This window comes from Chryseobacterium sp. FP211-J200 (assembly GCF_001643375.1).
In the GTDB taxonomy this organism is placed as follows: domain Bacteria; phylum Bacteroidota; class Bacteroidia; order Flavobacteriales; family Weeksellaceae; genus Epilithonimonas; species Epilithonimonas ginsengisoli.
On record NZ_LSHB01000056.1, the window covers coordinates 1 to 26,104 of the forward strand.

At 38.4% G+C, this 26,104-nt stretch carries 19 protein-coding genes; 7 read left to right on the plus strand and 12 right to left on the minus strand.

Annotation, left to right across the window (positions count from 1 at the left end):
* Window positions 1–57 precede the first annotated feature (57 nt).
* Window positions 58–927 (minus strand): lipoyl synthase, encoded by an 870-nt coding sequence (lipA, locus tag AXA65_RS15585; protein ID WP_063970999.1) that lies wholly within the window; start codon window positions 925–927, stop codon window positions 58–60.
* Window positions 928–941: 14 nt separating this feature from the next.
* Complete coding sequence (locus AXA65_RS15590; RefSeq protein ID WP_063971000.1) at window positions 942–1,499, minus strand: RNA polymerase sigma factor; 558 nt, start codon at window positions 1,497–1,499, stop codon at window positions 942–944.
* A 200-nt stretch (window positions 1,500–1,699) separates the two neighbouring features.
* Here AXA65_RS15590 and dapF point away from each other — a divergent pair, with 200 nt between their 5' ends.
* From dapF to AXA65_RS15610, 4 genes are all read left to right on the plus strand, one after another.
* Window positions 1,700–2,479: a diaminopimelate epimerase gene (dapF, locus tag AXA65_RS15595; protein ID WP_063971001.1), complete on the plus strand. Its 780-nt coding sequence runs from the start codon at window positions 1,700–1,702 to the stop codon at window positions 2,477–2,479.
* 50 nt (window positions 2,480–2,529) lie between these two features.
* Window positions 2,530–3,555, plus strand: coding sequence for an endolytic transglycosylase MltG (gene mltG, locus AXA65_RS15600; RefSeq protein WP_063971002.1), 1,026 nt, complete (start codon window positions 2,530–2,532; stop codon window positions 3,553–3,555).
* A gap of 31 nt (window positions 3,556–3,586) precedes the next feature.
* Window positions 3,587–6,130, plus strand: coding sequence for a TonB-dependent receptor domain-containing protein (locus tag AXA65_RS15605; protein WP_063971003.1), 2,544 nt, complete (start codon window positions 3,587–3,589; stop codon window positions 6,128–6,130).
* A 91-nt stretch (window positions 6,131–6,221) separates the two neighbouring features.
* Window positions 6,222–6,659 (plus strand): hypothetical protein, encoded by a 438-nt coding sequence (locus tag AXA65_RS15610; RefSeq protein WP_063971004.1) that lies wholly within the window; start codon window positions 6,222–6,224, stop codon window positions 6,657–6,659.
* Window positions 6,660–6,775: 116 nt separating this feature from the next.
* Here AXA65_RS15610 and AXA65_RS15615 read toward each other — a convergent pair whose 3' ends face one another.
* The 4 genes from AXA65_RS15615 to AXA65_RS15630 all read right to left on the minus strand — a co-directional run bounded on the left by AXA65_RS15615 (window position 6,776) and on the right by AXA65_RS15630 (window position 11,375).
* Complete coding sequence (locus tag AXA65_RS15615) at window positions 6,776–7,981, minus strand: efflux RND transporter periplasmic adaptor subunit (RefSeq protein ID WP_063971005.1); 1,206 nt, start codon at window positions 7,979–7,981, stop codon at window positions 6,776–6,778.
* Between the two features lie 43 nt (window positions 7,982–8,024).
* Window positions 8,025–9,293 (minus strand): ABC transporter permease, encoded by a 1,269-nt coding sequence (locus AXA65_RS15620; protein ID WP_063971006.1) that lies wholly within the window; start codon window positions 9,291–9,293, stop codon window positions 8,025–8,027.
* A 34-nt stretch (window positions 9,294–9,327) separates the two neighbouring features.
* On the minus strand, window positions 9,328–10,557 hold the full coding sequence (locus AXA65_RS15625; RefSeq protein ID WP_063971007.1) for an ABC transporter permease: 1,230 nt from the start codon (window positions 10,555–10,557) through the stop codon (window positions 9,328–9,330).
* Window positions 10,558–10,673: 116 nt separating this feature from the next.
* Complete coding sequence (locus tag AXA65_RS15630; RefSeq protein WP_256333666.1) at window positions 10,674–11,375, minus strand: ABC transporter ATP-binding protein; 702 nt, start codon at window positions 11,373–11,375, stop codon at window positions 10,674–10,676.
* Window positions 11,376–11,730: 355 nt separating this feature from the next.
* Between AXA65_RS15630 and AXA65_RS15635 the strand changes: the two genes are divergently transcribed.
* The 3 genes from AXA65_RS15635 (at window position 11,731) to AXA65_RS15645 (ending at window position 14,759) form a co-directional block, all read left to right on the plus strand.
* Window positions 11,731–13,092: a TolC family protein gene (locus tag AXA65_RS15635; protein WP_063971232.1), complete on the plus strand. Its 1,362-nt coding sequence runs from the start codon at window positions 11,731–11,733 to the stop codon at window positions 13,090–13,092.
* A gap of 152 nt (window positions 13,093–13,244) precedes the next feature.
* Window positions 13,245–13,874, plus strand: coding sequence for an NUDIX hydrolase (locus AXA65_RS15640; RefSeq protein WP_063971008.1), 630 nt, complete (start codon window positions 13,245–13,247; stop codon window positions 13,872–13,874).
* A gap of 93 nt (window positions 13,875–13,967) precedes the next feature.
* A complete protein-coding gene (locus AXA65_RS15645) occupies window positions 13,968–14,759 on the plus strand; it encodes a lysophospholipid acyltransferase family protein (RefSeq protein WP_063971009.1) in 792 nt (263 codons plus the stop codon).
* 90 nt (window positions 14,760–14,849) lie between these two features.
* On the opposite strand, the gene fabV is transcribed toward AXA65_RS15645, so the two are convergent.
* The 6 genes from fabV to AXA65_RS15675 all read right to left on the minus strand — a co-directional run bounded on the left by fabV (window position 14,850) and on the right by AXA65_RS15675 (window position 26,075).
* The gene (fabV, locus tag AXA65_RS15650) at window positions 14,850–16,052 is read right to left on the minus strand and encodes an enoyl-ACP reductase FabV (RefSeq protein ID WP_063971010.1); all 1,203 of its coding nucleotides are present in this window, start codon (window positions 16,050–16,052) and stop codon (window positions 14,850–14,852) included.
* 106 nt (window positions 16,053–16,158) lie between these two features.
* Entirely contained in the window at window positions 16,159–18,258 is a 2,100-nt protein-coding gene (locus AXA65_RS15655) for a type IA DNA topoisomerase (RefSeq protein WP_063971011.1), read from the minus strand.
* Between the two features lie 494 nt (window positions 18,259–18,752).
* Window positions 18,753–20,039, minus strand: a complete 1,287-nt coding sequence (locus AXA65_RS15660; protein WP_063971012.1) for a TolC family protein — start codon at window positions 20,037–20,039, stop codon at window positions 18,753–18,755.
* Between the two features lie 87 nt (window positions 20,040–20,126).
* Window positions 20,127–22,553 carry an FtsX-like permease family protein gene (locus tag AXA65_RS15665; RefSeq protein WP_063971013.1) on the minus strand — a complete coding sequence of 809 codons (2,427 nt, stop codon included), beginning with the start codon at window positions 22,551–22,553 and terminating at the stop codon, window positions 20,127–20,129.
* A 266-nt stretch (window positions 22,554–22,819) separates the two neighbouring features.
* Window positions 22,820–25,237: an ABC transporter permease gene (locus AXA65_RS15670; protein ID WP_063971014.1), complete on the minus strand. Its 2,418-nt coding sequence runs from the start codon at window positions 25,235–25,237 to the stop codon at window positions 22,820–22,822.
* A gap of 115 nt (window positions 25,238–25,352) precedes the next feature.
* Window positions 25,353–26,075 (minus strand): ABC transporter ATP-binding protein, encoded by a 723-nt coding sequence (locus AXA65_RS15675; protein ID WP_063971015.1) that lies wholly within the window; start codon window positions 26,073–26,075, stop codon window positions 25,353–25,355.
* Window positions 26,076–26,104: the final 29 nt, after the last annotated feature.

Consider the following 26,104-nt stretch of genomic DNA (forward strand, 5'->3'; position numbering starts at 1 on the left):
CTTCCGACCATGACTACCATATAGGAGTCTTTTTATATTTTAAATCTGAATTCAATCTTAATGAATATGTTTCTCTGCGTGATAAGAACTTCTTACCAAAGGTGAACTTTCTACGTGGCGGAAGCCTAAACTTCTGGCAAAATCACCATACTCATCAAATTGTTCCGGCGTGATGAAACTTTTCACAGGAAGGTGTTTTTTGCTCGGCTGCAGATATTGACCCATCGTGATCACATCTACCTTGGCGTTTCTGATATCCTCGATCGTTTGGAAAACTTCATCTCTAGTTTCGCCTAGACCTAACATTACGCCAGTTTTGGTTCTGTTTTGTCCAGCTTCTTTTAAATATCTCAAAACCTCAAGGCTTCTTTCATATTTTGCCTGGATCCTCACTTCTCTGGTCAAGCGTTTTACGGTTTCCATATTATGAGAGATCACTTCTGGAGCAACTTCCACCATTCTGTCAAGGTGTTTTGTAATGCCTTGAAAATCCGGGATCAAAGTCTCCATCGTAGTTCCTGGTGAAATTCTACGGACAGCATTTACAGTTTCGCCCCAAAGAATCGAGCCCATATCTTTCAGATCATCGCGGTCAACAGAAGTCAAAACAGCGTGTTTGATCTTCATTAATTTGATAGAGCGCGCTACTTTTTCTGGTTCATCCCAGTTTACATCCAGAGGTTTTCCTGTTTTCACACCACAAAATCCACAGCTTCTGGTGCAGATATTTCCAAGGATCATGAACGTCGCGGTTCCCTCGCCCCAGCATTCGCCCATGTTTGGGCAACTTCCGCTTTGGCAGATCGTGTTCAGCTTATATTTATCTACCAAATGTCTCAGTTCGCGGTAATTCTTGCCAGTTGGCAATTTTACACGGATCCATTTTGGTTTTTGAATGGCTGTATCTTGTTGAATTAAATCCTCCATTTTTGATCTTAAATTTAAAAATCGGTTTCGTCTTCTTTTAATAATTCGGCCAAGATCTTTTTGGCGCGCATTATTCTCACTTTTGTATTGGCTACAGAAAGATTGAGTTCTTCTGCTATTTCTTTGATGCTTTTTTCCTCGAAAAATCTGAGACGGATAATGTCCTGATTTTTAGCATCCATTGTTTCTATGATCTTGATGATCTTTTGCTGGTCTTCCTCGGAAATCAATAATTCCTCGGGAGATCTTGCAAATTCATTTTTAACGTCTTGTAAATTGGCATTTGGATCTTCGTTTTCGCGACTTCTTTTTCTCCAAAAATCGATGATCGTATTTTGAGCGATCGTCAGGATCCAGGTTTTGAACTGAAAGCTGGGATCAAAAAGTTCCAACTTATTCAGAACCTTGGAAAAAACCGAAACCGTGATCTCATCTGCATCATTTTCGTCTTTCACTTTGTTCATCACAAAGGAGAACACATCCACCCAAAAAGAATTAATGAGTTGTGTCTGAGCCTTTTGATCTTTGTCTCGGGCTTTTAGGATGAGTGTGAGTAACTGATCTTCTTTCATTTTTCCGACGAACAAAGATAGGTATAATAATTAAAAAAAATCGATATAGTAAGATTGAGAAATTCTATAATCCATTGGCATTTTAGATTAAATTTAAATAACATTGATCAAGATTAAATTGTCTTTAAAAGCAGTAATTTTACAGGCTTGATTTTTGTAATGGAAAATCAGATTAATCAACTAATATTCAGAATAATAAAATGAAATTTTATAAATATCAGGGAACAGGAAACGATTTTGTAATGCTCGACAACCGATTAGGCGAATGGGACGACCTATCTATTGAAGAAATACAAAAGCTCTGTGACCGCAGATTTGGGATTGGCGCAGATGGATTGATTAAAATCAATACGGCTCAAGATGTGGATTTTGAAGTGGATTATCATAACTCTGACGGTTCCAAAAGTTTCTGTGGAAATGGCGCGCGATGTTCGGTTGCATTTGCTCATTTTTTGGACATTATTGAAGATAAGACAACCTTCACAGCCATCGATGGAATCCACGAAGCGGAAATCAAGAACGGTATTATCAAGTTAAAGATGGGTGATGTAAAAACCATTGACAGAGACGGTGATGATTTTGTTTTGAATACTGGTTCTCCACATTATATAAAGTACGTGGAAATGTTAAATAATTATAATGTTTTCAAAACTGGTAACGAAATACGAAATTCTGAAACTTATAAGAAAGAAGGAATCAATGTCAATTTCGTAGAAGCATTTTCGGACAAAGAATTATTTGTGAGAACTTACGAACGCGGCGTGGAAGATGAAACCTACAGTTGTGGGACAGGAGTTACGGCTGCGGCTTTAACTTTTATGGATAAAAACAATCAAACCTCTGTTGCAGTCAAGGTTTTGGGTGGACAGCTGAAGGTTTATGCTGAGAAAAAAGGCGAAGGTTTCAGTGATATTTGGTTGGAAGGTCCGGCAAATCAAGTTTTTAAAGGAGATATTGCATTATCATCAAAGATTCAATAATTGAAAAATTAAAAGATTTAAAATTCTAGATCTCTTTTACAAATTAAACTATGAAAAAAGTAATTCTTATAATATCTATTGTTGTCATCATCATTCTGGGATTTTTCGGAATTAGATTTTTCAATAAATATGTCGGAAATAATGTGGAGAAAGATGGATTTGTCTTGATTCCTCACAATGCGAAGTCTCAACGGATCTTAGATTCGATCTCGCCTTATATCAAAAACAAAGATTATTTCACAAGCATTGCCGAAGACAAAAATCTTGGAGAAAATTATAAGCCAGGACGATACGAATTGAAATCGGGAATGAACAACCGCGAAATCGTCAATATGATCATCGCTGGCAATCAAACGCCTAATTCTTTTCGGATCAAAGACTTCGATGATGTTTACCAAATGATCGGGCGCGTGACCAAAAAGACAGAGATCGATTCAACGAAATTCGCTGATCAATTAAATGAAATTGCTATTAGCAAAGGTTACAAAAATGCAGAAGATCTGAAAAAATATTTTTTCAACAACACCTATGATTTCTTCTGGACTGTGACGCCGAAAGAATTTTTTGAGAAATTCGATAATGAATACAAAGCATTTTGGACTGCGGAGAGAATTGCAAAAGAAAAACAATCCGGCTTGACAAGAGACCAGATCTATGCTTTGGCCTCGATCGTTTACAAGGAATCAGGAGGAAAACCAGATGAGCAGAAAACCATTGCCGGACTCTATCTGAATCGATATAAGAAAGGAATGAAACTACAAAGTGACCCAACAGTCATTTATGCAGTGAACAAGGCCAGCAACTTTACATTACAGATCAAAAGAGTTTATTATAAACACCTGAAGGAACCTTCGCTTTACAATACTTATGCGAACAAAGGCATTCCGCCAGGGCCAATTTGTATCGTAGACAAGAATTCTCTGAACGCCGTTTTGGATGCGGAAAACAACAACTACATTTTTATGTGTGCCGATCCAGCGAGATTTGGTTACCATAAATTTACGGACAATGCAGCGGAACATGCGATCAATGCGAAAGTCTACCAGGATTGGCTAGATAAGAAAGATATAAAATAAAATAGAGCAACGGCTCAAAAACAAACTAGGAATGAAAAGAACGGAAATTGTAAGTGTATTTCAAAAGAAAGCTTTTGGTTTGGCACTAACTATTGGAGCAGCAAGCTTTCTAATGGCACAGCAGAAGGTGAATATCACAGGGAATGTAAAAGATACGAATGGCGCTATTGGCTATGCATCTGTAACATTTACGAGTCAACAGAATTCACAATTCAGCGATGCAGCACTGGCAGATGCAGATGGAAATTACACCTTAGATCTGGCTCCCGGAAGCTATGACGTCAGCATAGAAGCTGTGGACTATAAAAAATTCACCCAGACAATCAGAGTTGAAAAAGCGGGGGCCATTGCACCTTTTGTGATTGTTTCTGCAGGAAAAACAAATCTCACGAATACTACAGATATCCAAGGCGTGGTGATCACAGCAGCTTCTACAAAACCATATAAGGTAGAACTTGATAAAAGAACCTATGATCCATCTCAAGATATTGTAAGTAAAGGTGGAAGTCTGCAGGATGTTTTGTCAAACGTTCCTTCTGTTGAAGTTGGTACCGATGGTTCCGTTTCTATGAGAGGAAGTAGTAATGTAAAGTTCCTAATCAATGGGAAACCTTCTGCATTACTTGGAATCGATGATGGTGCAAACGCATTGCAAAGTATCCCAGCAGATCAGATCGAGAAAATCGAGGTGATCACCAATCCATCTTCGAAATTTGAAGCGAGCGGAACAGCAGGTATTCTTAATATTATTTTAAAGAAAAGTAAAAAAGCAGGTTTCAACGGAAGTGTTACAGGTACTTTAGGCTATCTACCTCAAACCAATCTTAATACTAACCTTAGTTGGAGAAAAGGCGACCTGACAGTATTTGTAAATGGTGGTGGTGGTTACCGTGAATCTAAAAACACCAATAGAAATGACATTAATTATTACGAAGGTTTAACTGGTGATCTTAATAACAGACACTCAGATGCCATCACTAAAAGCAAAAGTGAAAATTACAACGCCACGACCGGACTACTTTACGATATCAATGAAAAAACTTCCGTCAATGCTTCAGGTACTGTAAGGACTTTTAGCAATGACAGTAATGGATATACAAATACCAACGAAAATTATTTTGGAGATACATCTATTTTTACTCAGAGAGAAAATACTGGAAGAAGTACCAATTTGGCTTTCCAAGGAGATTTTGGAGTAGATCACAAATTTGATGACAAAGGACAAAACATTTCCCTGTCATTAAGTTTACAAAGAAACCGTTCAAATAACTATACAGGCATTGATGAAACAAAGAATGATGCCTTTAATCTACTAAACATTATCAATCAGAAGACCATCAATAAAACTTTGGTTGGTAAATTGGACTACGAATTACCTATTGGAGAATACTCCAGTTTAAGTGCCGGTTACAGATTAGATGTTAACGAGAATGACTATAATAATATGGTTCAGGAAAGTAGCGGCACCAACCCGGATTTGCGCTATTTAGGCTTATATTCTTACACCGCTAATTATAAGGAGATGTTCAACGCATTTTATCTTCAGTTTAAAAGTAAGATAGGAAAACTTGGTTATCAAGTTGGTCTGAGAGATGAGATGTCAAATGTAACCATCAATTATGAAAACTTGCTAAAACCAGGTGAAGAATTATATACAGAGCCGATTGACAACAAAAAGAAGAATTACAACAATCTTTTCCCAAGTATTTTCTTGAGCTATGAGATCTCCAAAGACAACCAGTTCCTTGTGAACTATTCCAAAAGGATAGACAGGCCGCGTTCGTTCTTTATGATTCCGAATCCTAGCTACAATAACAACCTGAACATTTTTGACGGAAATATAGACCTAAATCCATCCTACGTAGATTCTTACGAATTCGGTTACAGTATTTCTAAAAAAAGTTTTACCATTAATCCTACCCTTTATTATAGACATCAAACTGATGATGTAAAGACAATTACCTACAGTAAAACTGAACTAATTAATGGTGACCCAACAAATGTTATCCATACAAAGCCTGTGAATGTGGGAACAGATGACAGAATTGGATTAGAGGTAAACTTCAGTTGGGATGCTACAAAATGGCTGAAGTTCTTAGGAAATGTAGATGGATTCAGATATAGTACGACTGGAGATTATTTCGACCCAATTCTAATGAAAGAATCTTTACCGTTTGACGGGAAAGGCGTTTCCATGAGATCTAGATTAACTTCTACTTTCAAGCTTGATAAAACATTAAGTTTTCAGGTTCAAGGATTTTATGGCGGTCCAAGAAAAACAGCCAGCCAGGACAGAAAATCGATGTACGCAGTTAACTTTGGCGCATCCAAAACGGTCTTAAACGGAAATGGAACCATCTCATTCAACATTCAGGATGTTTTCAACACAAGAGCAATGCGAATGGTGAATTATAATGGTGACTTCACTTCAGAAAATTACATGCAATGGCAACCAAGACAGTTTGCGCTTTCTTTCACTTATAAATTCAAACAAGGAGAAAAGATAGAACAGCCCAAACGCAAAAAAGATATCAACTCCAACGCAAGTGGCGATGACCAACAAGCGCCAATATAATTCTGGGAATAACAGATTTGAAAAATCCTGCAAAAAAAATTGCAGGATTTTTTTATTAAACAATATTTAATTATATTTAAAATTAAAAAAAATGAAACTGATTACCAATTACATCACTGTATTACTTTGCAGTATTTTCCTGATCTCTTGTGGCAGCAAAGCCTCCACGTTACCCAATGGGAAACAAATAGATCCTAGACTGGCAGGAGTCTGGGCTGGTTCCGAAGCCGACAAGCAGATGGAAGGCATGACGAAGGAATGGGTGATGACCAGAAATACCGATGGTACTTTTGTCCTTGACTTTACATTCACGCAAGACGGAAATACCAATAAAAACGTTGAAACCGGAACCTGGTGGATACAGGATGACAAATTTTATGAAGCCCATTCAGAATCTGGCATGACAGATATTTACACCTATGACGTGCTAGATAACAATCATATCAAATTCAAAGCGGTACATAACAGTATGGACATGAATACCGAATCTTACGAGTTCATTGATACCCGAAAATCTGCTGGGAAATAAAATGTTAATCTGACATCAGCGCTTTACACGGAAAGCGATGCAACACCACTGCAAACAAAAAATCCGTCTCGCTATGAATACGAGACGGATCTTTTTAACAATTATAATTTAAAGGTCTATTTCTTTTTGTCTTTCAACTCCTCCTTGTCTTTGTCAGAAGGATTCCAGACTTTAACTTCTGCATTTTTATCGATTCCGGATAGGATCTGAACATTGATCCCGTCACTAGAACCTAACTTCACATATACTTTTTTGAAGCTTCCGTTCGGCTGTTTTACCTCAACAAAAGCTTTGTCTTTTCCGCCAGACGCTTTTTCATATTGAATAAGTGATTCATCCAAAAGTAGTGCGTTTTTCTTAGAACTTAGCAAAATCTCTCCGTTGGCACTGAATCCTGCACGGATATAATCTCCGGTTTTGTTGTAAACATCACCTTCTACAGCAAATTTGATGGTTCCGCTCTCCTCTTTTCCTTTTGGTGCAATAAGTGTCAATTTTCCAGGGAAAGATTTATTTTGCAAAGCACCAACTACCACTTTCATTTCCATTCCCTGCTGCAGTTTTCCAGCCTGCGCCTCATCAATATCACCTTTGAAGATCAATGAATTAAGGTCAGCAATAGAACAGATCGTAGTTCCAGCATTGAAGGAGTTCGCCTCGATCACCTGGCTACCTACTTTTACAGGAATCTCTAAGACCGTTCCAGCCGCTTTTGCACGAATCTGTGTCGTTGCCATACTTTGAAGTTCCGGCGTTGCACCAGTTCTTACGATCTGCAATTGTTTCTGCGCTGCATTCAAACTTTGAACTGCCAATTTTTGTTGTTGTGTCGTAGTCTGCAACTGTTGTTCAGCAGTGATATATTCCTGTTTGGAGATTACGCCTTGCTTGTACAGTTTCGCCTGCATCTCATATTGTTTCTGCTGATTCGCTACATTGATCTTTGCGTTCGCCAATTGGATCTGTGAGTTGCTAACCTGCATCGTGGCGTTATTAACTTCAGTAATGTTAGGAACAATTCTGATAGTTGCGATCAATTGTCCAGCTTGTACTTTATCACCTTCATCCACGCTGATCGTTTGAATGATCCCCGCAATATTTGGTTTGATCTCAATTTCTTCACGTGGTTCTATTTTTCCAGTGGCCATCACTTTGTCATCCAGGTTTTGGATTGTTGGTTTTCTGGTTAGAAAAACCTCGTTTTCTGCAGAATTTGATTTGATGAGATAACCGATTCCGCCAACCAAAGCCACAACGAACAGCAATCCCAGAAATATGGACAATGCCTTTTTGAATGTAAATTTCTTTTTTTCCTTTTCCATTATGTAGAAATATAGTTTGTTTAATTAATTGTTGATTATTAGTTTACTCAGTCCTTAAAGCTTCGATTGGTCGTATTTTAACCGCTCTTTGCGCTGGGATCAATCCGATGATCAGTCCAAGGAAGATCATAATTCCCATGGCAGAAAAAACGTTCCCGTAATCTACCGTTGGATTGTAAAAAGGAAAAGCATCATTGTTCATCGTTGCAATATTCAGAATGATAAGTAAGAAAATTCCTGATAAGAATCCCAATAATCCCGATGATAACGTAATTACAACGCTTTCCAGCAAGATCTGATTCCTGACCTCCGATGGTTTTGCGCCCAAAGCTCTTCTGATTCCGATTTCTTTTGTTCTTTCTTTTACTGTGATTAATAAAATATTCGATATGGCGATGACACCAGCCAGAATCGTTAACGTTCCCACGATAATGGTCAGTAATTGCATTCCCGTCAGAAATCCAGTCACCTTTTTGAATTCCTTAGCCAGATTGAAACTTCCAAACGCATTCGTATCTTCCGGTGAAACATGATTGATTTTTTTCAATTCATCTTTCACTTTTGTTTCGACAATTGCCGCTTCTGCATTAGGTTTACCAACAATTGCAAAGAAACCAACTTTATCACCTTCGTTATACATTCCGGAATAGGTCGAAAACGGAATATACGCCGATTGGTCATTCTCCATTCCGCCGCCTCTTGGCACTCGGAAAACACCAATAACATTGAAAAATATGCCTTTCAAATTGACAGATTTCCCAATTGGATTTTCATTCTTCTTGGCATCGAAGAGATTTTTGTAGATCTCCTCTCCTATCACGATCACATTCTTTTTGGACTGGATATCGGCATCATTGATGTATCTTCCAAACAATAATTTCTTCTTTGAGATCTGATTACCAACAGGAAAATCCCCTGTGATCATATACGTATTTTTCTTCCCGTTTCTAGAGATCTGATCGCCAGGCGTCCCAAAATTCCCTCGCACACTTTGAGGTGAGATATAATCGACTTCAGGAACCTTCTTGGTGATATATTCTATATCTTTCAAATGAAGATCCATCTTTCTGCCTTTTGGAAAACCTTCGTACGGAATATTTGTACTTTGAGGCCAAAGGAAAACGGAATTGGTAGCAAAACCTGAGAACAATCTGTTGAACCCATTTTCCATTCCGTTTGCCGCCCCCAACAAACTCACATACAAGAACATTCCCCAACCAACGCCGATCATCGTCAGAAATGTTCTGAGCTTATTATTCCGAAGGGAATAATAGATTTCTTGCCAGGTATCTCTTTTGAAAAGTATATTCATTTTTGGTTGATGGTTGTTTCTTGACTCTTAATTTTTATTCTGATCTTAATGCTTCAATCGGTTTGATTCTCGAAGCTTTGTAAGCTGGGACAAAACCGGCAATTGTACCTGAAAGGAGCAAACAGAAAAATGCAGCGATGATCAATCCCCAACCAACAGAAGGTTCTGAGATGAAGTAATCTTCGAGATTGTTTCCTATTAACTTTAAAGCTAAAACGCCAAGTCCAACGCCAACAAACCCTGAAATCACCGTGATCACAATACTTTCCTGAAGGATTAAGGCTACGATTCCGCCTGGTTTTGCACCAATGGCTTTTCTGACACCTATTTCTTTGGTTCTTTCCTTAACAATATATACCATGATATTACTGATCCCAATGATTCCCGCAAGCAAAGTTCCAAGACCAATAAATCCTACAACTGCAGTGATCACAAAAAGGAATGCGAACGAATCTTGCGTATTTTTTGCATTGTTATTAATCCTGACTCCTTGCTGATCTTCGGGTGAGATCTTATGTCTTGCTTTTACCTTTTTCTCCAGTTCATCACCATATTTCACACCTTCTTCTGGTGTCATATTAGGATTGTAAGAAAGCATGACCGTGCTGATTGTATCAGAGCTTTTCTTCATTTGCTGAAGTGTAGAAAGTGGAATCGAGATATGTCGCTCGTCCCAGTCACCACCCGGATCCGAGAAAACACCAACCACTTTGAACATTGTCCCGTTGATCTCCAGATCTTTCCCAATTGGATTTCCGTCTCGGATCAGATCCCGCCAGACCATTCTTCCGATGGAAGCTACATTTTGTTTCAGTTCATTATCTCGCTCATTGATGTACCGCCCATCGATCATGGTTCTGTTCTCCAAAAATTTTTCATCGCCTAGAACACCATTGATCTGATAACCACCGCTTTCTTTTCCATATTTCACGGTAAGACTTGTCGTATATCTTGGGGAAGCATATTCTAATTTACCTTCACTTTCTTTTACGATTTCCTCAAAATCATCATTGTTGAAAGTGATCTGTCTGTCCGACTGTAATCCTGCGTAAGGAATGGTCGTCTTGCCACCGAAAAGCATGATCAGATTGGTCGCATCTCTTGTAAATGCTTTCGCAAAAGAGTTATTGAGACCATTTCCAATCCCGAACAACACGATGAAAATAAACAATCCCAAAGCCACAGTAAACCCGGAAAGTACCGTCCGCAATACATTACTGCGAATAGAACTGAATATCTCTTGCCAGCGGTCTAAGTCAAACATAATTTTTGGGTTGTTGGTGAGTTTGTTGTTAGTTGGTTAATTATTTTTAATAAGATAACTTTATAAATGATGTAAAAAACTGATCACTAATTAACTGTTTTACTTAATAACTACTATTATAATACTATTTGATCAATGAATGTATCGCTTTCTATCAAGCCGTCTTTGAGGACGACATTTCTTTTGGTTTGTGCCGCGACATCGGGTTCGTGTGTTACCACGACAATTGTTTTTCCTTCTTTGTTGATATCCTGAAGGAGCTTCATAATGTCATGCGTGGTTTTGGAATCCAAAGCTCCAGTTGGCTCATCTGCTAGAATCAATTTTGGGTCTGTGATGAGTGCTCTTGCGATGGCGATCCTTTGTTTCTGTCCACCCGAAAGTTCGCTTGGAAGGTGATTTGCCCAAGCTAGAAGTCCTACTTTTTCCAGATATTCTTCGGCGCGTTTGGTTCTTTCTTTTCGGGAGACATTTTGATAATATAAAGGCAAAGCCACATTGTCCAAAGCCGTTTTATAGTTGATCAAATTAAATGACTGAAAGATAAATCCAAGAAAACGACTTCTATATTCCGCCGCTTTTACTTCTGTCAAATGTTTGATGGGAACGCCGTCCAATTCATAAACACCATTATCAGCTTCATCCAATATTCCGATGATGTTCAGCAAAGTAGATTTTCCGGAACCGGAACTTCCCATGATAGAGACAAACTCGCCTTGCTCGATATTCAGGTTGATGCCTTTCAGAACATGAAGTTTGCTTTTGCCTGTATCGTAGGATTTGTTGATATCTTCTATTTTCAGAATCGGATGAGACATTGTCTGGATTTTACATATAAGTAAATGTTAATATGAAATTGTTACAATGAAATAATTAAAAGATCAAAAAAACTGAAAACTCAAATCATAATTGAAATATGAAACAAGGTAGACTGTTGAATAGAGGCGTCAGCGCGTGAGGGCGGAGGGCTTTGTTGGAGCTCTTTTTTATTTTTGTCATCCTGAGGCTCTCGAAGGGTGGCAAAAATAAAAAAGAGCGACTGCCCGTAGACCGAACCATTTTTTTTGCGGAGGGACCTCGGCGATGAAAAAAAATGGGGCACGCCCAAATTATTTTTTTTTCGACGTAACATTTTCACAATTCCGAAGTCTTATTGTATATAATTTTTCTCTTATGCTTAAAAAAGTTTTTTGTATTTCGCTTTTGTCTATTGGAGTTTTGGGGTTTTCTCAGAAGAAATGGACCATTCAGGAATGTGTGGATTATGCGATCAAAAATAATCTGCAGGTTCAGGCACAGGCTTACAACAAAGATGTGCAGACAAAAAATCTTGAAATGGCAAAGAGAGAATATCTGCCTTCGGTTTCCGGAACGATCTCCAACAATGCCAATTTCGGACAATCTTTGGTAGGAACCACAAGTATCCGAAACGACAGCTACTACAACGGTGCAAATGTTGGCGCCAATATTTTGGTTTACAACAACGGAAGGCTTGAGAAAACGGTAAGAAAAACAGGCTTCGATGTCGAGGCAAGTTTACAGGACATCGAAACGATAAAAAATAACATCGCACTTCAAATCGCTCAACAATATTTGAATGTCATGCTAAACAGAGAGATCAAAAAAATCTCTGAAAGCGCGATGGAAAATGCGCAAAAGCTTTATGACAGAGCTAAGATCACCACCGATGTCGGAACAACTGCGCAAACGGTTCTAGCAGAAGCAACCGCCTCTCTCGCCAGAGAAAAGCAAAATGTGAAAACAGCGCAGATCAATGTGGACAAAGCTTTGTTTGCAATGGCGCAGATCTTACAACTTCAGGATTATAAAACCTTTGACGTGGTCGACATTCCTGTTCCGGATGAATTGACGCCTCAAACAGAAACTGTAGATGAAGTTTTGAACATTGCCTACGGCTCTCAACCTGTCATAAAAGCAGCTGAAACCAGAATCAAAGCTGCAGAAGCTCAAACCGAAGTTGTAAGAACCAATTTTTATCCAACGATAAGCGCCTCTGCAGGAATTGGAAGTTTTTACAACAATCTTTTGAACAAGAACACCCTTGGTTACGGTCTGGATGCAGTGGGAAATCCTGTTGCCGTTACAGAAAGAAATTTCACCCAGCAATACAGTGATAACTTCGGACAACAACTTAGTTTAACGGCAAACATTCCGATTTTTAATAAAGGAATCACGAAACTTCAAGTGGAGCAAACGAAGATCAATGAACTGGTGGCCAAGAATAATTTGGAGCAACAAAAATTCCAATTGAAGCAGGATATTCAGCAAGCGCAGTTCAACGCAGATTCAAATTACGAAATATATGTTTCTGCTATGGAAGCTGAGAGAAGTACAAAATTGGCTTTAGATTTCGCCACAAAAAGTTATGATGCCGGACGTTCCACAATCTATGATGTAACGATGGCGAGAAATAATTACGCCAATGCGCAAGGTTCTGTGGCTCAGGCAAAATACAACTATCTCTTCAGCATAAAAGTTCTGGATTTCTATGCAGGACGTGGGATTTCGCTTTAAGTAAAACAAAAACGCAAAGACGCAAGCAAGTTTTTGAATCGATAATATTTTAAAAGTCGCAAAGCCAATCTTTGCGACTTTTTCTTCTTTTGTAGAGACAACTTTTGCGACTTTGCGATAAAAATTATTGATATTTTTCTTATCTTTGAGAGATGCAGACCTTCGGAAAAGATTTACTCAGAGATATAAAAAGCGCGGAACTATTGGGCGAGAATGCACACAAGATCTATTCTCCGCCTTATCGTCCTGTTTACAGTTATGAAGACATCCTGACGAAGAATCCGAAATTTGCAGCCGTCAACATTCTTCTTTATTTAAAAGATAACGAGTGGCATTTTCCATTGATCGTACGTTCTCAAAACGAAAGAGATCGACACAGCGGACAAATATCTTTGCCAGGCGGAAAAAATGAAAAAGAAGATTTGGACTTTGCTCACACGGCAAAACGTGAAACGTCGGAAGAATTGGGAATCGAGGAACATTATGTGAGAATCATTCGAGAAATGTCACCGATATATATTCCACCTAGTAATTTCTATGTTCATTCCTTTGTTTCCTACACCAAGAAAAATCCAGAATTTTTCCTTCAGGAAAGTGAAGCTGTGGAATTGATAGAATTTCCGATCTCGTCTTTATTAAGTCTTCCAGACCAGCCAAAAAATATGGTATTGCCTTCAACAAACGGAGCGCAAGTTCCAGTCATCGATTTTAATGGTTACATCATCTGGGGCGCTACCTCTATGATACTCAGCGAATTCAGTAACTTATTAAAAAATGTTTAGTTTTGCACAGATTCCTACAGCTTAGGAACGGAAATTGGTTATCACTTTCAACACATCACATTGATTTTTAGTCTCAAAACTAATTAAACGTAAATGGCAAAAAAAAATATTTTTACCGATTCTTTTGGAAATATTTATATTCTGAAAAGAGTGATCATCTTCATTCTTGGCGTGGTTTCTTACAGGAGATTCAATGGCTTTAATAAACTGAAGATCACAGGAACAGAAAATCTTTCTGATCTGCCAGACAGCAATGTCCTTTTCGTTTCCAATCATCAAACTTATTTTGCTGATGTTGCCGCGATGTATCACGCTTTCTGCGCGGTAAATAATGGTTATCACAACACGATAAAAAATCCAGTCTATCTTCTAAACCCAAAAGTCGATTTCTACTATGTTGCGGCAGAAGAAACGATGAATAAGGGAATTCTTGCAAGAATTTTTAAAATTGCCGGAGCGATCACAGTCAAAAGAACTTGGCGCGCCGAAGGTAAAAATGTCAACAGAATGGTTGACTTATCCGAAATTGAAAATATTATGAAAGCCCTCGATAATGGCTGGGTCATCACATTTCCCCAAGGTACAACTTCCGCTTTTGCACAAGGCAGAAAAGGAACGGCAAAACTCATCAAGAATCAAAGACCAACCGTCATTCCGATCAAGATCAATGGTTTCCGACGTGCATTTGACAAGAAAGGTTTGAAGATAAAAGTAACAGGCGTAAAACCGACGATGGAGTTCAAACCGGTTTTGGATATTGATTACGACAACGAATCGGCGACTGAGATCCTGGACAAGATCATGCACGCCATCGAGCAGACTCCGGAACACAACATTCTGCACGATTACGATACCAAATTGAAAGAAACAAAAACTCAAGAATAAAAAACGGCTACTGGAAAAGTAGCCGTTTTTGTTTTAATTTAAGAACTTAACAAATCTATTATCTATCAGTCTATTATCTCTTAGTCTTAATTAAGCTTCAATACTTGGAACTTGAACATTCTCGTTTGCATCTTTTTCATAATCGATCCCGTCTACTTCGAAGCCAAAAAGGTTGAAGAATTCTTTTCTATAACCAGCGATATCACTGATTTCAGAAAGGTTTTCGGTTGTCGTTTCCTTCCACAATCTGTCCACCTCTGCTTGTACATCTTCTGCCATTTCCCAGTCGTCAACGCGGATTCTACCAGCTTCATCCAAAGGAACTTCGCCATTTTCTGTGTATAATCTATCAGCAAAAAGTCTTTGGATCTGCTCAATGGTTCCTTCGTGCGTTCCTTTTGCCTTCATCACTTTATAAAGTAGAGAAATATACAATGGAACTACAGGAATCGCTGAACTAGACTGCGTTACCAAAGCTTTGTTCACAGAAACATAAGATTTTCCGTTAAGGTCTTTTAGAAGGTCATTTAGAACTGTTACAGTCGCTTCAAGGTCGTTTTTCGCCTGACCGATGGTTCCGTTTCTGTAGATTGGGAAAGTCAGCTCAGGGCCGATGTAAGAATAGGCAACCGTCTGAACGCCGTCAGCTAAAACGCCAGCCGCTTTCAAATCCTCCATCCAGAATTTCCAGTCTTCGCCACCCATTACGGCAACCGTGTTAGGAATATCCTCTTCGTTTTCAACAGGAGCAATCGTCACATCAGAAACTACGCCTGTGTGGAAATCAACCGTTTTGTTGGTGTAAGAATTTCCAATTGGTTTAAGAACAGATGAATGTGCAACGCCAGTTTTTGGATGCGTTCTTCTTGGAGAAGCCAAACTGTAAACCACCAGATCAATTTGACCAAGATCTTTTTTGATTAGCTCGATTGTTTGTTTTTTGATGTCGTCTGAGAATGCATCACCGTTGATACTTTTGGCGTAAAGTCCGGCTTCCTGCGCTTCTTTTTCGAAAGCGGCAGAATTGTACCAGCCAGCAGTTCCCATTTTCCCTTCAGAAGCTGGTTTCTCAAAGAAAACACCCACTGTAGCAGCATCTGAACCGAAAGCCGCTGTGATCCTGGAAGAAAGTCCAAAACCTGTAGAAGCACCGATGACCAAAACTTTTTTTGGTCCGTTTTTGATGGCACCTTTGGACTTTACATATTCTATTTGATTTTTTACGCTTTGAAGCGCTCCATCAGGATGCGCAGTCAAACATATAAATCCTCTTGTTCTTGGTTGAATAATCATTGTTGAAATTATTTTTAGCATTGCAAATTAAAGAAATTTGAGCAAATAATAAGGAATTATCTGCAAAAAAGGTTTTCAGAAATCGATGCGTGAAGGGTTTGATTTTTTATTTTAAGCCAACGGAAAAATCATCATTCAGAATTAAAACACCTTCTTCCTGGCCTTCTGTGAAACCTTTTAGTTTGGATGTTTTGCTTTTCAGAATCAAATCCTGTAGTTGCTTTTCCGACAGTTTTTTTCCAAGTATTTCAAATGAGACTTTGAAGCCACAAGCTTTGAAATCCGAACAGCCGATGGCCGTTTTTCCTTTCATCAACATATTGGATTTACACTTTGGACATTGGGTTTCTGTCCAGATGATCTCCGTTTTTACTCTTGGTACTTTTTCTTTTGGCGGTGGAGGTTTTTCTTCCTCAAAATTGATCACTTTTCCTTTTGAACTAATGACTTTTCGCGTAAGTTCCGTTACCATTTCTATCAATTCGTCTTTGAATTGGTTGGCTTCGTACTCACCTTTTTCGATTCTGCGGAGTTTGGATTCCCATTCTCCTGTGAGTTCTGGGCTTTTCAAAACTTCATCTTCAATCGTGTCAATCAAATCAATACCAATCGAGGTTGCGACAAGGTTTTTCTTTTTACGTTCGATGTATTTTCGTCGGAACAAAGTTTCGATGATGTTGGCTCGGGTTGATGGTCTTCCGATGCCGTTGTTTTTGAGCATTTCGCGGAGTTCCTCATCTTCCACTTGTTTCCCTGCAGTTTCCATTGCTCTCAGCAATGTCGCTTCTGTGTAAGGTTTTGGTGGCGAGGTTTTTCCTTGATGAATCAAAGGTGTGTGGTCGCCATTTTCGCCCGCTACAAATTCCGGAATTGTTTGTTCCTCGTCTTTATCTTTTTCGTCCTTTTCCTCTTTTTTGTCTTTTGCATAAACCGCTCGCCAGCCTGGTTCCAGGATTTGTTTTCCGGAAGCTTTGAAGGGAATTGTCCCGACTTGACCTTCCACCAAAGTATTTGAAATTTTACATTCTGGATAAAAAACAGCGATGAATCGTTTGGCTACTAAATCATAAATTAATTTTTCCTCTCGACTCAAGTTTGATGAAGGCGGAATTTCTGTCGGAATGATGGCGTGGTGGTCCGTCACTTTTGTATCATCGAAAACCGCTTTCGTTTTCGGGATTGGCTGAGAAAGTAAGGGCGAAATCAAGTCTGAGTAAATCGTCATACTTTTCAGAATTCCACCAATTTTTGGATAGAGGTTTTCTGATAAATAAGTCGTATCAACTCTTGGATAAGTTGTGTGTTTTTTCTCGTAAAGACTTTGAATATAATTAAGCGTATGTTCCGCAGAGAAACCAAATTTCTTATTCGCTTCCACCTGAAGTCCCGTCAAATCGAATAATCTTGGATTTTTTTCTTTTCCTTCCTTAATTTCGAAAGAGACAATTTCGAATTGATTATTCTTGAGATATTCTAAACCTTTTTCTGCTTTTTCTAAGGTTTTTAATCTATCGATTGATGCGCTAAAAAGAACATCCCTGTATTTCGTTTTCAGTTCCCAATATTCTTCCTGAGAAAACGCATCGATTTCTTTTTGACGCTGAACAAGCATTGCCAAAGTCGGCGTTTGAACGCGTCCAATCGATAAAACCGCTTTGTTTCCTCCAAATTTCTTGGTGAATAATCTTGTAGCGTTGATTCCCAGAAGCCAATCGCCAATTGCTCTTGCGTTTCCCGCCTGATACAGATTTTTGTAATCTTCTGCAGGTTTCAGATTTTCAAAACCTTCTTTTATAGAATCTTCTGTCAAGGACGAAATCCAAAGACGTTTCATTGGTTTGTCGCATTTTGCTTTTTGCAGAACCCAACGCTGGATGAGCTCTCCCTCCTGCCCGGCATCACCACAATTGATGACCTCATCACATTCCTGCACCAATTTTGCGATGGTGTTGAATTGTTTCTCAACGCCATTGTTATCAATCAATTTGATTCCGAATTGTTTGGGAATGATGGGCAGGAAAATTAAATCCCAGGATTTGAAATGTGGTGCATAATCCTGCGGTTCTTTCAGGGTGCAAAGATGTCCGAAAGTCCAGGTGACACAATAGCCGTTTCCTTCCATATAGCCGCTTTTGGGATTATTGGCTCCCAAAACTTTGGCAATATCACGGGCAACGCTGGGTTTTTCGGCTATACAAAGTTTCATTTGAGGATTCTATTTTCTTTAAAGGTCAAATGGAACGTCAAGACGTTTCATTTTCAGTTTGGAAATAAGGCTTGCAAAAATGCGATTTTTAAATTGAAAAAACGAGGGATTTTTAATCTAAAGTCTTCAAATATTATTGTATCATTTAACACTTAAGTTTAATTGTAATTGAATATAAAGTCACATAAGAACACGTAAGTTTTTTTAATCTTCGATCTTTAAAATAATGTTTCAACTCTGCGAAGCGCGCCCCGACTTGAGTGGAGCTCATTTTTTGTGGCTGGTTTTAGGGTCGGCAAAAATAGCGGGAACGGAAGGCGGATAAAGGCGCCCAAACCTAACAAAGTGGTTCGACGTAGTCAAATAATTATTAAAAAGAAAAATCCCTCCGAAGTGTGAGCCGTCGGAAGGATTCGTGAGAAAATAATATAATGTATGTTTTGAAATTGGTGTGAAAGTCTTTGACTGCGCTCAGACTGACATTTTTCACATCTTTAAAATCCGGATTCGAAAACTTTGAGCAATTCGGTTTGTTGGATGACTTCGTTTTTGCTGTTGATAAGATTGTAATTCGCTTGAAGCCAGTTGTTTCTGACCACAAAAAAGGTGTAAGCGTCCATTAAACCTTCTTTGTATTTCTCTTCAGATTTTTGGAAAGATAGTTTTTGGTTTTCGAAATTGGCCTGGAGCAAAGTGTATTTTTCTTCGGAGTTTTGGAATTGTGCTTTTATGGAATTGATGCTTTGCGTGAGATTATTAATCACGATTTCCTTGTCGTAATTGGAATTGATGACATTCAATTTGGCAATCTCAACATTGTTTTTAACTTGCAATTTGTTGAAAATCGGAATATTGAGACCGAATCCAACCTGTTGATTTTTGTTTCGTTTGAATTGGTCAGAAAATGCATCTGCCGACTCGCCCAAGGTTTTGCTGTAGAAACTAGACCAATTGTACGAGCCATTCAAAGTTGGTAAATATCCAGATTTTGCGATGGCTACATTTTTTTGCTGTGCTTTGATCTCTGTCTGAATCGATTGATAAGCCGGATTTTTCTCCAAAAGATTTTTCACGAAATCAGCGTCATTGAAATTGGAGCTTGCAAGCGCGTCATCTTCCATTTTGAAATCCAAAGAATCTGTTGTGATAGCCAAAGCATTTAGCAAATTAATTTTGGACAAATCTCTGGAATTTTTTGCGGAAACCCATTGCTCCTGCAGAGTTCCGAGGTTGGCTTTGATGTCGTACACATCACTTTTTGGTCGATTTCCGATTTCGACTTCTTTTTCGGTGCGTTTGATCTGATCCTCGATTCCGGAGATTTGGGTTTCCAAAACTTCTAACCAGCTTTTGCTGTTATGATAATTGAAAAACATTTGGATAACATTTAGTTTCACCTCATTTTGCGCTTGTTTCATTCGGCAAGTTGACGTTTCACGATTGATTTTGGATAATGAAATATTGAGGTAATTGCGCCAGTTCATCAATTCCCAATTGGCTTGTGCGTAAAAATTGTCGTTTTGCGTATTGATACTTTCACGCTGATTGTTCTGCGGATTGATTCCGTTTCCGAAGTTATAATTATGATTGATTCCTACTTCTGCAGACGGCAACAACATTCCTTTTGATGCGGAAACCCATCGGTCATTTTTTTGAATATTTACAGACGATTGCTTTACTAAAGGATGATTGGCGGAGGCATAATCCAGACATTGTTTTAAGGTCCAACTTTGCTGCGCCGGGAAAAGGTTGATGATGAATATGAAGAATAGTTTTTTCATTGTTTTGATTATTTGATAGATTTTCTGCTATCTATTGTTCCATAGGTTTTACCTAAGACTACTGATATTGAACCCATTCGGGTTCTTTTATTCATATTTTAGGTGTTTAACCAAATTGATTTTCGTAGCACGATAAGCTTTGAAACTTACCACGACAAAAGTTAAAATCAATAGAGAAATCATACTCAGAACGTATGGCCAAACGGGCATATCGATTCTGTAAGCGAAATCTTTGAGCCATTCATTCATTGCATAATAACTGATCGGAATGCTTAGTATCACAGCAAAAAAACAAATGATCAAAAACCTTCTTGTCAAATCCCAAATGATGGTTTTCTCTTCTGCACCCAAGGTTTTCTTGATTGCGACGTCTTTTAGTTTTTGTTCTATCAACAATGATGACAACGCGAACAATCCCAATAATGCAACAACCAAAACCACGATATTCAAAGTTGTGAAGAGTGTCTGCTGTTTTTGAAATTTCTCATAAGTTTTTGCAAACTGCTTATCTATGAAGTCATAATCGAAAGGATAACCTGGCTCGGCTTTCGTAAGCCAAAATTCTTTAATCCTCTCAATCGTTCCATTGATATCGTTTCCATCTAATCGGATCTGGAGATTGGTCATACTGTTTTTTGCCCAATTTCTGTCGTAGTTGTAGAAAGCGGCAGCTTCTATCGGTTTGTCGACACCGCCATAATAGAAATCCTTGACCACGCCAAGAATTTTATACTTCTTTTTGTCTTCCCAACCAGGAAGAATTTCTTTCCCAACGGCCTGCTGAATGTTCCAGCCCATTTTTTTTGCAAACGTTTCATTAATAACTGTTCCGCTGATCGTGTCAGACGCTTTTTTCCAATTGAGATCATTGCCGGCAACAATTTTCATATCGTAAAAACGGAAATAGTTTTCCTCAATCCCACCGACTGCAACATTGTTGATCATTTTGGTCGTGTCGGCAGCATATTTTGCTACAGATGCGTTACGAAGTCCCATTCCCAAAGACTGCACAGAACCGGTAGTTTCGACAACGCCTGATATTTTTCGGACCTCATTTTTCAGGAGTTCATATTTTTTGACATCGTAATCTTTCTCATTGTAATTGGTCTTTTTGAAATCGATTTGAATAACCTGATTGCCTTTGAAGCCGAGATCTTTCTTCATCATAAAATCTACCTGAGAATGAATGATCAATGAAGAAATGATGAAAAATGAAGAAATTATCAGTTGTAAAGTCAAGATAGAATTCCGCAACCAAACGCCGTGTTTACTTCTGGAAAAATTGCCTTTCAAAGTATTGATAGGTTTGAAATTCGATAAATAAATGGCCGGAATAATGCCTGCAAACAATGCGAACAAAATCAACAGAATTGCCGAGCCAATGAAAATATTAGGATCATTCAGTTTAATCTCTTTGCCCAGATATTTGTTGTATGAAGGTAAAAGTAACTCGACCAAAGCGAAAGCAATAAAGTAAGCTACCAGACAGATCATAAAAGTTTCTATTAAAAACTGAATGACCAAGCTTTTCTTCGAAGCTCCCACCGCTTTTCTGACACCAACTTCTTTTGCTCTTTGAGCAGATTGTGCGGTTTTTAGATTGATTAAATTAATGCCGGACAAGATCAAAATCAAGACAGATAAGCCGAGTAATATTTTCAAAGATTTCTTGTCGCCTTTTGATATTCCATCGCCTTTGGCATCCAATTTCATTTTTGTGAGTGGTGTCAGAAATACTTTGGTGGGATTTTTCTTATCGACTTTGGAACCCCATTTTTTAGAAAGAATTTCTTCGTGGTATTGCTGTTGTTTTGATAATTTCTCTTCCAGTTTTTGTATATCCGTGCCTGGTTTCACTTTGAAAAGTCCCAAGAAACTATAGCTCATCCATTGCGTATCATCTTTCGGTTGATTTTCTAATGTCAGATAATCTGCTTTGAACACTGAATTCTCTTCAGGTAGTTTATAAATCAACGAAACTGTGTAAACATTGCCATTTTGGTCTTTCTTTACTGTTTTTCCAATACTGCTTTTGTAATCGTCACCGAATAATTGTTTCGCTGTATTTTCTGACAACGCCATTTGTGATTTGTCTGTCAATGCATTATTGATATTCCCAGCAACCGTCTCGAAGGGAAAGAATTTAAAAAAAGAACTGGAAACCTGACCTGTCGTAGAATAGCTTGAATTATCACCTGCTATTAATCTCGTTTTGTACCAGCCCCAAATATTGGCAATCGTATAATCCTCGATCTCCGGAAATTTCTCTTTTGAAACATACAATTCCGGATAACTGGATTGCGACATATCACCAAAAGAAGAAAGATGATTCTCTACCAAATAAATATTCTCCTTATTCGGAACCCACTGTTCATAAGATCTCTCGTCCTGCCAATGGATGAATATCAACAGGAAAACACACAAGCCAACACTCAATCCCAAGATGTTGATCATGGTGGAAAGCCAGTTTTTCCGGTAATTGATGAATGCTATTTTGAGCCAGTTCTTGATCATAATTGATGATTGATAAATTTTAAAAATGGATTCCCCAGGCAAGACCTTTAATTATCTTCTTAACCCCCGTAACTGTCTACTTAAGTTCTGTAAATATCTACTTAACTCCTCTGATTGTTTACTCAAGACCTTTGACAGTCTACTTAACCCCTCTGATTGTCTACTCAAGACCTTTGACAGTCTACTTAACTCTTCTGATTGTCTACTCAAGACCTTTGACAGTCTACTTAAAGTCTTTGATTGTCTGTTTAAGGCGCTTTTTAGCTTTACTCGTATTTCAGATATTTAACCAAATTCACTTTCGTTGCTTGGTACGCTTTGATGCTTACGAGCGAGAATGTCAATAAGAGCAAAACGACAAGGCTTAAAATGAAGGGTAAAATTGGCATCTCAATTCGGTAAGCGAAATCTTTCAGCCATTCATTCATCAAATAATAACTGATTGGAATACTGATGATAACAGCGATTAATGTAATCCAAAGGAATTGCTTCGTTAATCCAAAAATCAAAGTTTTGTCTGATGCGCCAAGTGTTTTTCTGATGGCCATATCTTTCAGTTTCTGTTCGATCATCAATGATGACAAGGCAAATAACCCCAATAATGCGACCATCAAGACCATGGCATTCAGGATGGTGAACAGTGTCTGTTGCTTCTGATATTTCACGAAGGTTTTTGCAAATTGCTGATCAAGGAAATAATAGTCGAAAGGATAGCCTTGCTCTACATTATTCTGCCAATAGGTCTTCAGTCTCTTCACGGTTCCATCTATATCATTGGGATCAATTTTCAATTGGATATTATAGACATTGAATCTCTTCCATTCGGTTTCCCTATAGTGGAAAAAAATGATCGGTTCTACTTCGGCTCTCAAACTTCTGATGTTGAAGTCCTTGACGACACCCACTATCTTGTACTTTTTATTATCAAAGCCCGGCTTGATCTCGTTCTTCAAAGCATCTTCATCTTTCCAACCGAATTTTCTTACAAAAGCTTCATTTATCAAAACATTATTGATGGTGTCTGAAGAAAGGTGAGGATCCAACCAACGACCTGTTTTTAGTTTTACATTGATGAATTGCAGATAGTTAAAATCCATAGAACCATGTTGACCCTGGATACTTTTATCCATAAAATCCATATTGGAACTGCTAGATCGATTGCTTCCCGGCACAGCTTCTCCGTAAGAAATATCAGTCACCCCTTTGATCTTTTTCATTTCGGTTTTCAGTCTTTCATATTTCAGCCAGGGCTTTGGGCTACTTTCGCTGAAGTTGATCATCATAATCTGTTTCCCGCTGTAGCCCAGATCTTTGTTCATCATGTATTTCACTTGCTGGTTCACAATCAATCCACCAATGATGAAGAATGAAGAGATGATCAATTGTAAAGTCAAGATCCCGTTTCTAAGCCAAACGCCGTGTTTGCTTCTGGCAAAATTTCCTTTCAGAGTTTCTATCGCCTTGAAGTTTGAAAGGTAAGTCGCCGGAATCAATCCTGCTATCAATGTTACCATAATCACCATCAAAAATGAGTAGAAGTAGATGCGCCAATCATTCATCACCATTTGCTTGTCATAGAACTTGTTGAAGCTTGGTAGAAGAAGCTCTGTCAAGGCCAGAGAAAGTAGATAAGAAGCCATACAGATCAGAAATGTTTCCATCAAAAACTGTATAAGAAGATTGGATTTTGTACTTCCAATGGCTTTTCTCACGCCAATTTCTTTCGCACGTTGAGAGGCCTGCGCTGTTTTTAGATTGATGAAATTAATGGCTGACAAAATCACGATCAAAACGGAAAGTGTAAATAAAATCATCAAAGTTTTAAAATCTGGCTGTCCGAACCAAGATGCCTTTGCATAAAGCTTTATTTGATCTAGTGGTGTCAGTACACTATCTGTTGGTCCGTAAAGGTCAAGGTATTGTTGAATGGTCATTCCCGCAGAATCTTTGTCCAAACTTGCGCGATATTCAAAGACATCTTTCACAAATTTTTGCTCCACAACCTTCGGGTCTGTTCCTTTTTTCAGCATAAAAAATGAACCGTAATTGAAGTTTCCCCAATTCTGCTCGTCGCCTTTAAACTGTTCCATAGAAGGATGGATGATGAACTCCGGTTTTATCTGGCTGTTTTCTTTTGGCAACTCATAAACTGCCGTTACGACATAATTTTTGTTATCAAATTTCACACTTTCCCCAGCAACATTAGTTCTACCAAAGAGATTTTTTGCGGCATCTGTAGAAAGTGTGATTGCATTTTCACCTTTTAAGGCATTTTTATAACTTCCTGCAGCCAATTTGAAAGGAAAGAATTTGAAAAAACTTTCCGTAGCTGTCATTCCGTCTTTCTGGAAAACAGTTTTAACTTTCGTCGTCATCTTCAGACCAATTCCAGAACCGTTGAACAATACGTAATCTTCGACACCGGGAATCACTTCTTTGGCACGCTTTGCCATCGGGATTGAAATATTATTCCCGTAAGAATTCTCTGGTTTATGATAAGTTTGGAATGAGTAGATCTGGTCTTTCCCCGGATTCCATTTTTCGAAGGATTCTTCGTCATTCCAGTGCATCAGGATGAGCATGAATCCCGTCAAACCAATGGTCAATCCAAACAAATTGATGATGGTGGAAAGCCAGTTCTTTTTATAATTGATGAAGGCAATTTTGAGCCAGTTGTTTAACATAATTGATAGTTGATAAGTGATAAATGATAATCTTGGAAGTCGGTTGCGGGAAGATGGAAGAAATCCGGCAGTGTAAACATCCAGCTTCCATCGTCCAGCTTCCTTTATTTAACAATTATTCGAAGTTCTTGGAATCAGCCTTTTCGAAGACGTCTTTTCTTTGAGAAGAATGTTCTTCGCTGAAAATCTCGCCATCTTTCATATTCACGATCTTGGAAGCGTAACCGGCGTCATACGACGAGTGCGTTACCATCGCAATCGTGGAACCTTCTCTGTGAAGTTCTGCGAGAAGGTTCATCACCTCGTTTCCGTTGGAGCTGTCGAGATTTCCTGTTGGCTCATCGGCGAGGATTAATTTTGGTTTTGTCACCAATGCTCTTGCAACGGCCGCTCTCTGCTGTTGACCTCCGGAAAGTTGCTGTGGATAATGTTTTGCTCTGTGCGCGATGTTGATTTTCTCCATAATTTCTTCTACTCGTTTTTTTCTTTCTGATGAAGAAACGCCGTTGTAGATTAATGGAAGTTCGATATTTTCGTAAACTGTCAGTTCATCAATCAAATTAAAATTCTGAAAAATAAAACCTATATTTTTCTTTCTGATGTGCGATTTTTTCTTCTCAGAAGTTCCGATGGTTTCTACGGATTCAAACTGATAAGAACCGGAAGAAGCGCTGTCGAGTAGTCCAAGAATATTAAGGAAAGTGGATTTCCCACAGCCTGAAGGTCCCATTATGGCTACAAACTCTCCTTCTTTGATGTTTAAGCTTACATTATTAAGCGCATTGGTTTGTACATCTTCGGTTTTATATACTTTTGAAAGGTTTTGGATATTTATCATTTTGATTTAGTTTTAAAGTTTGTGATTTG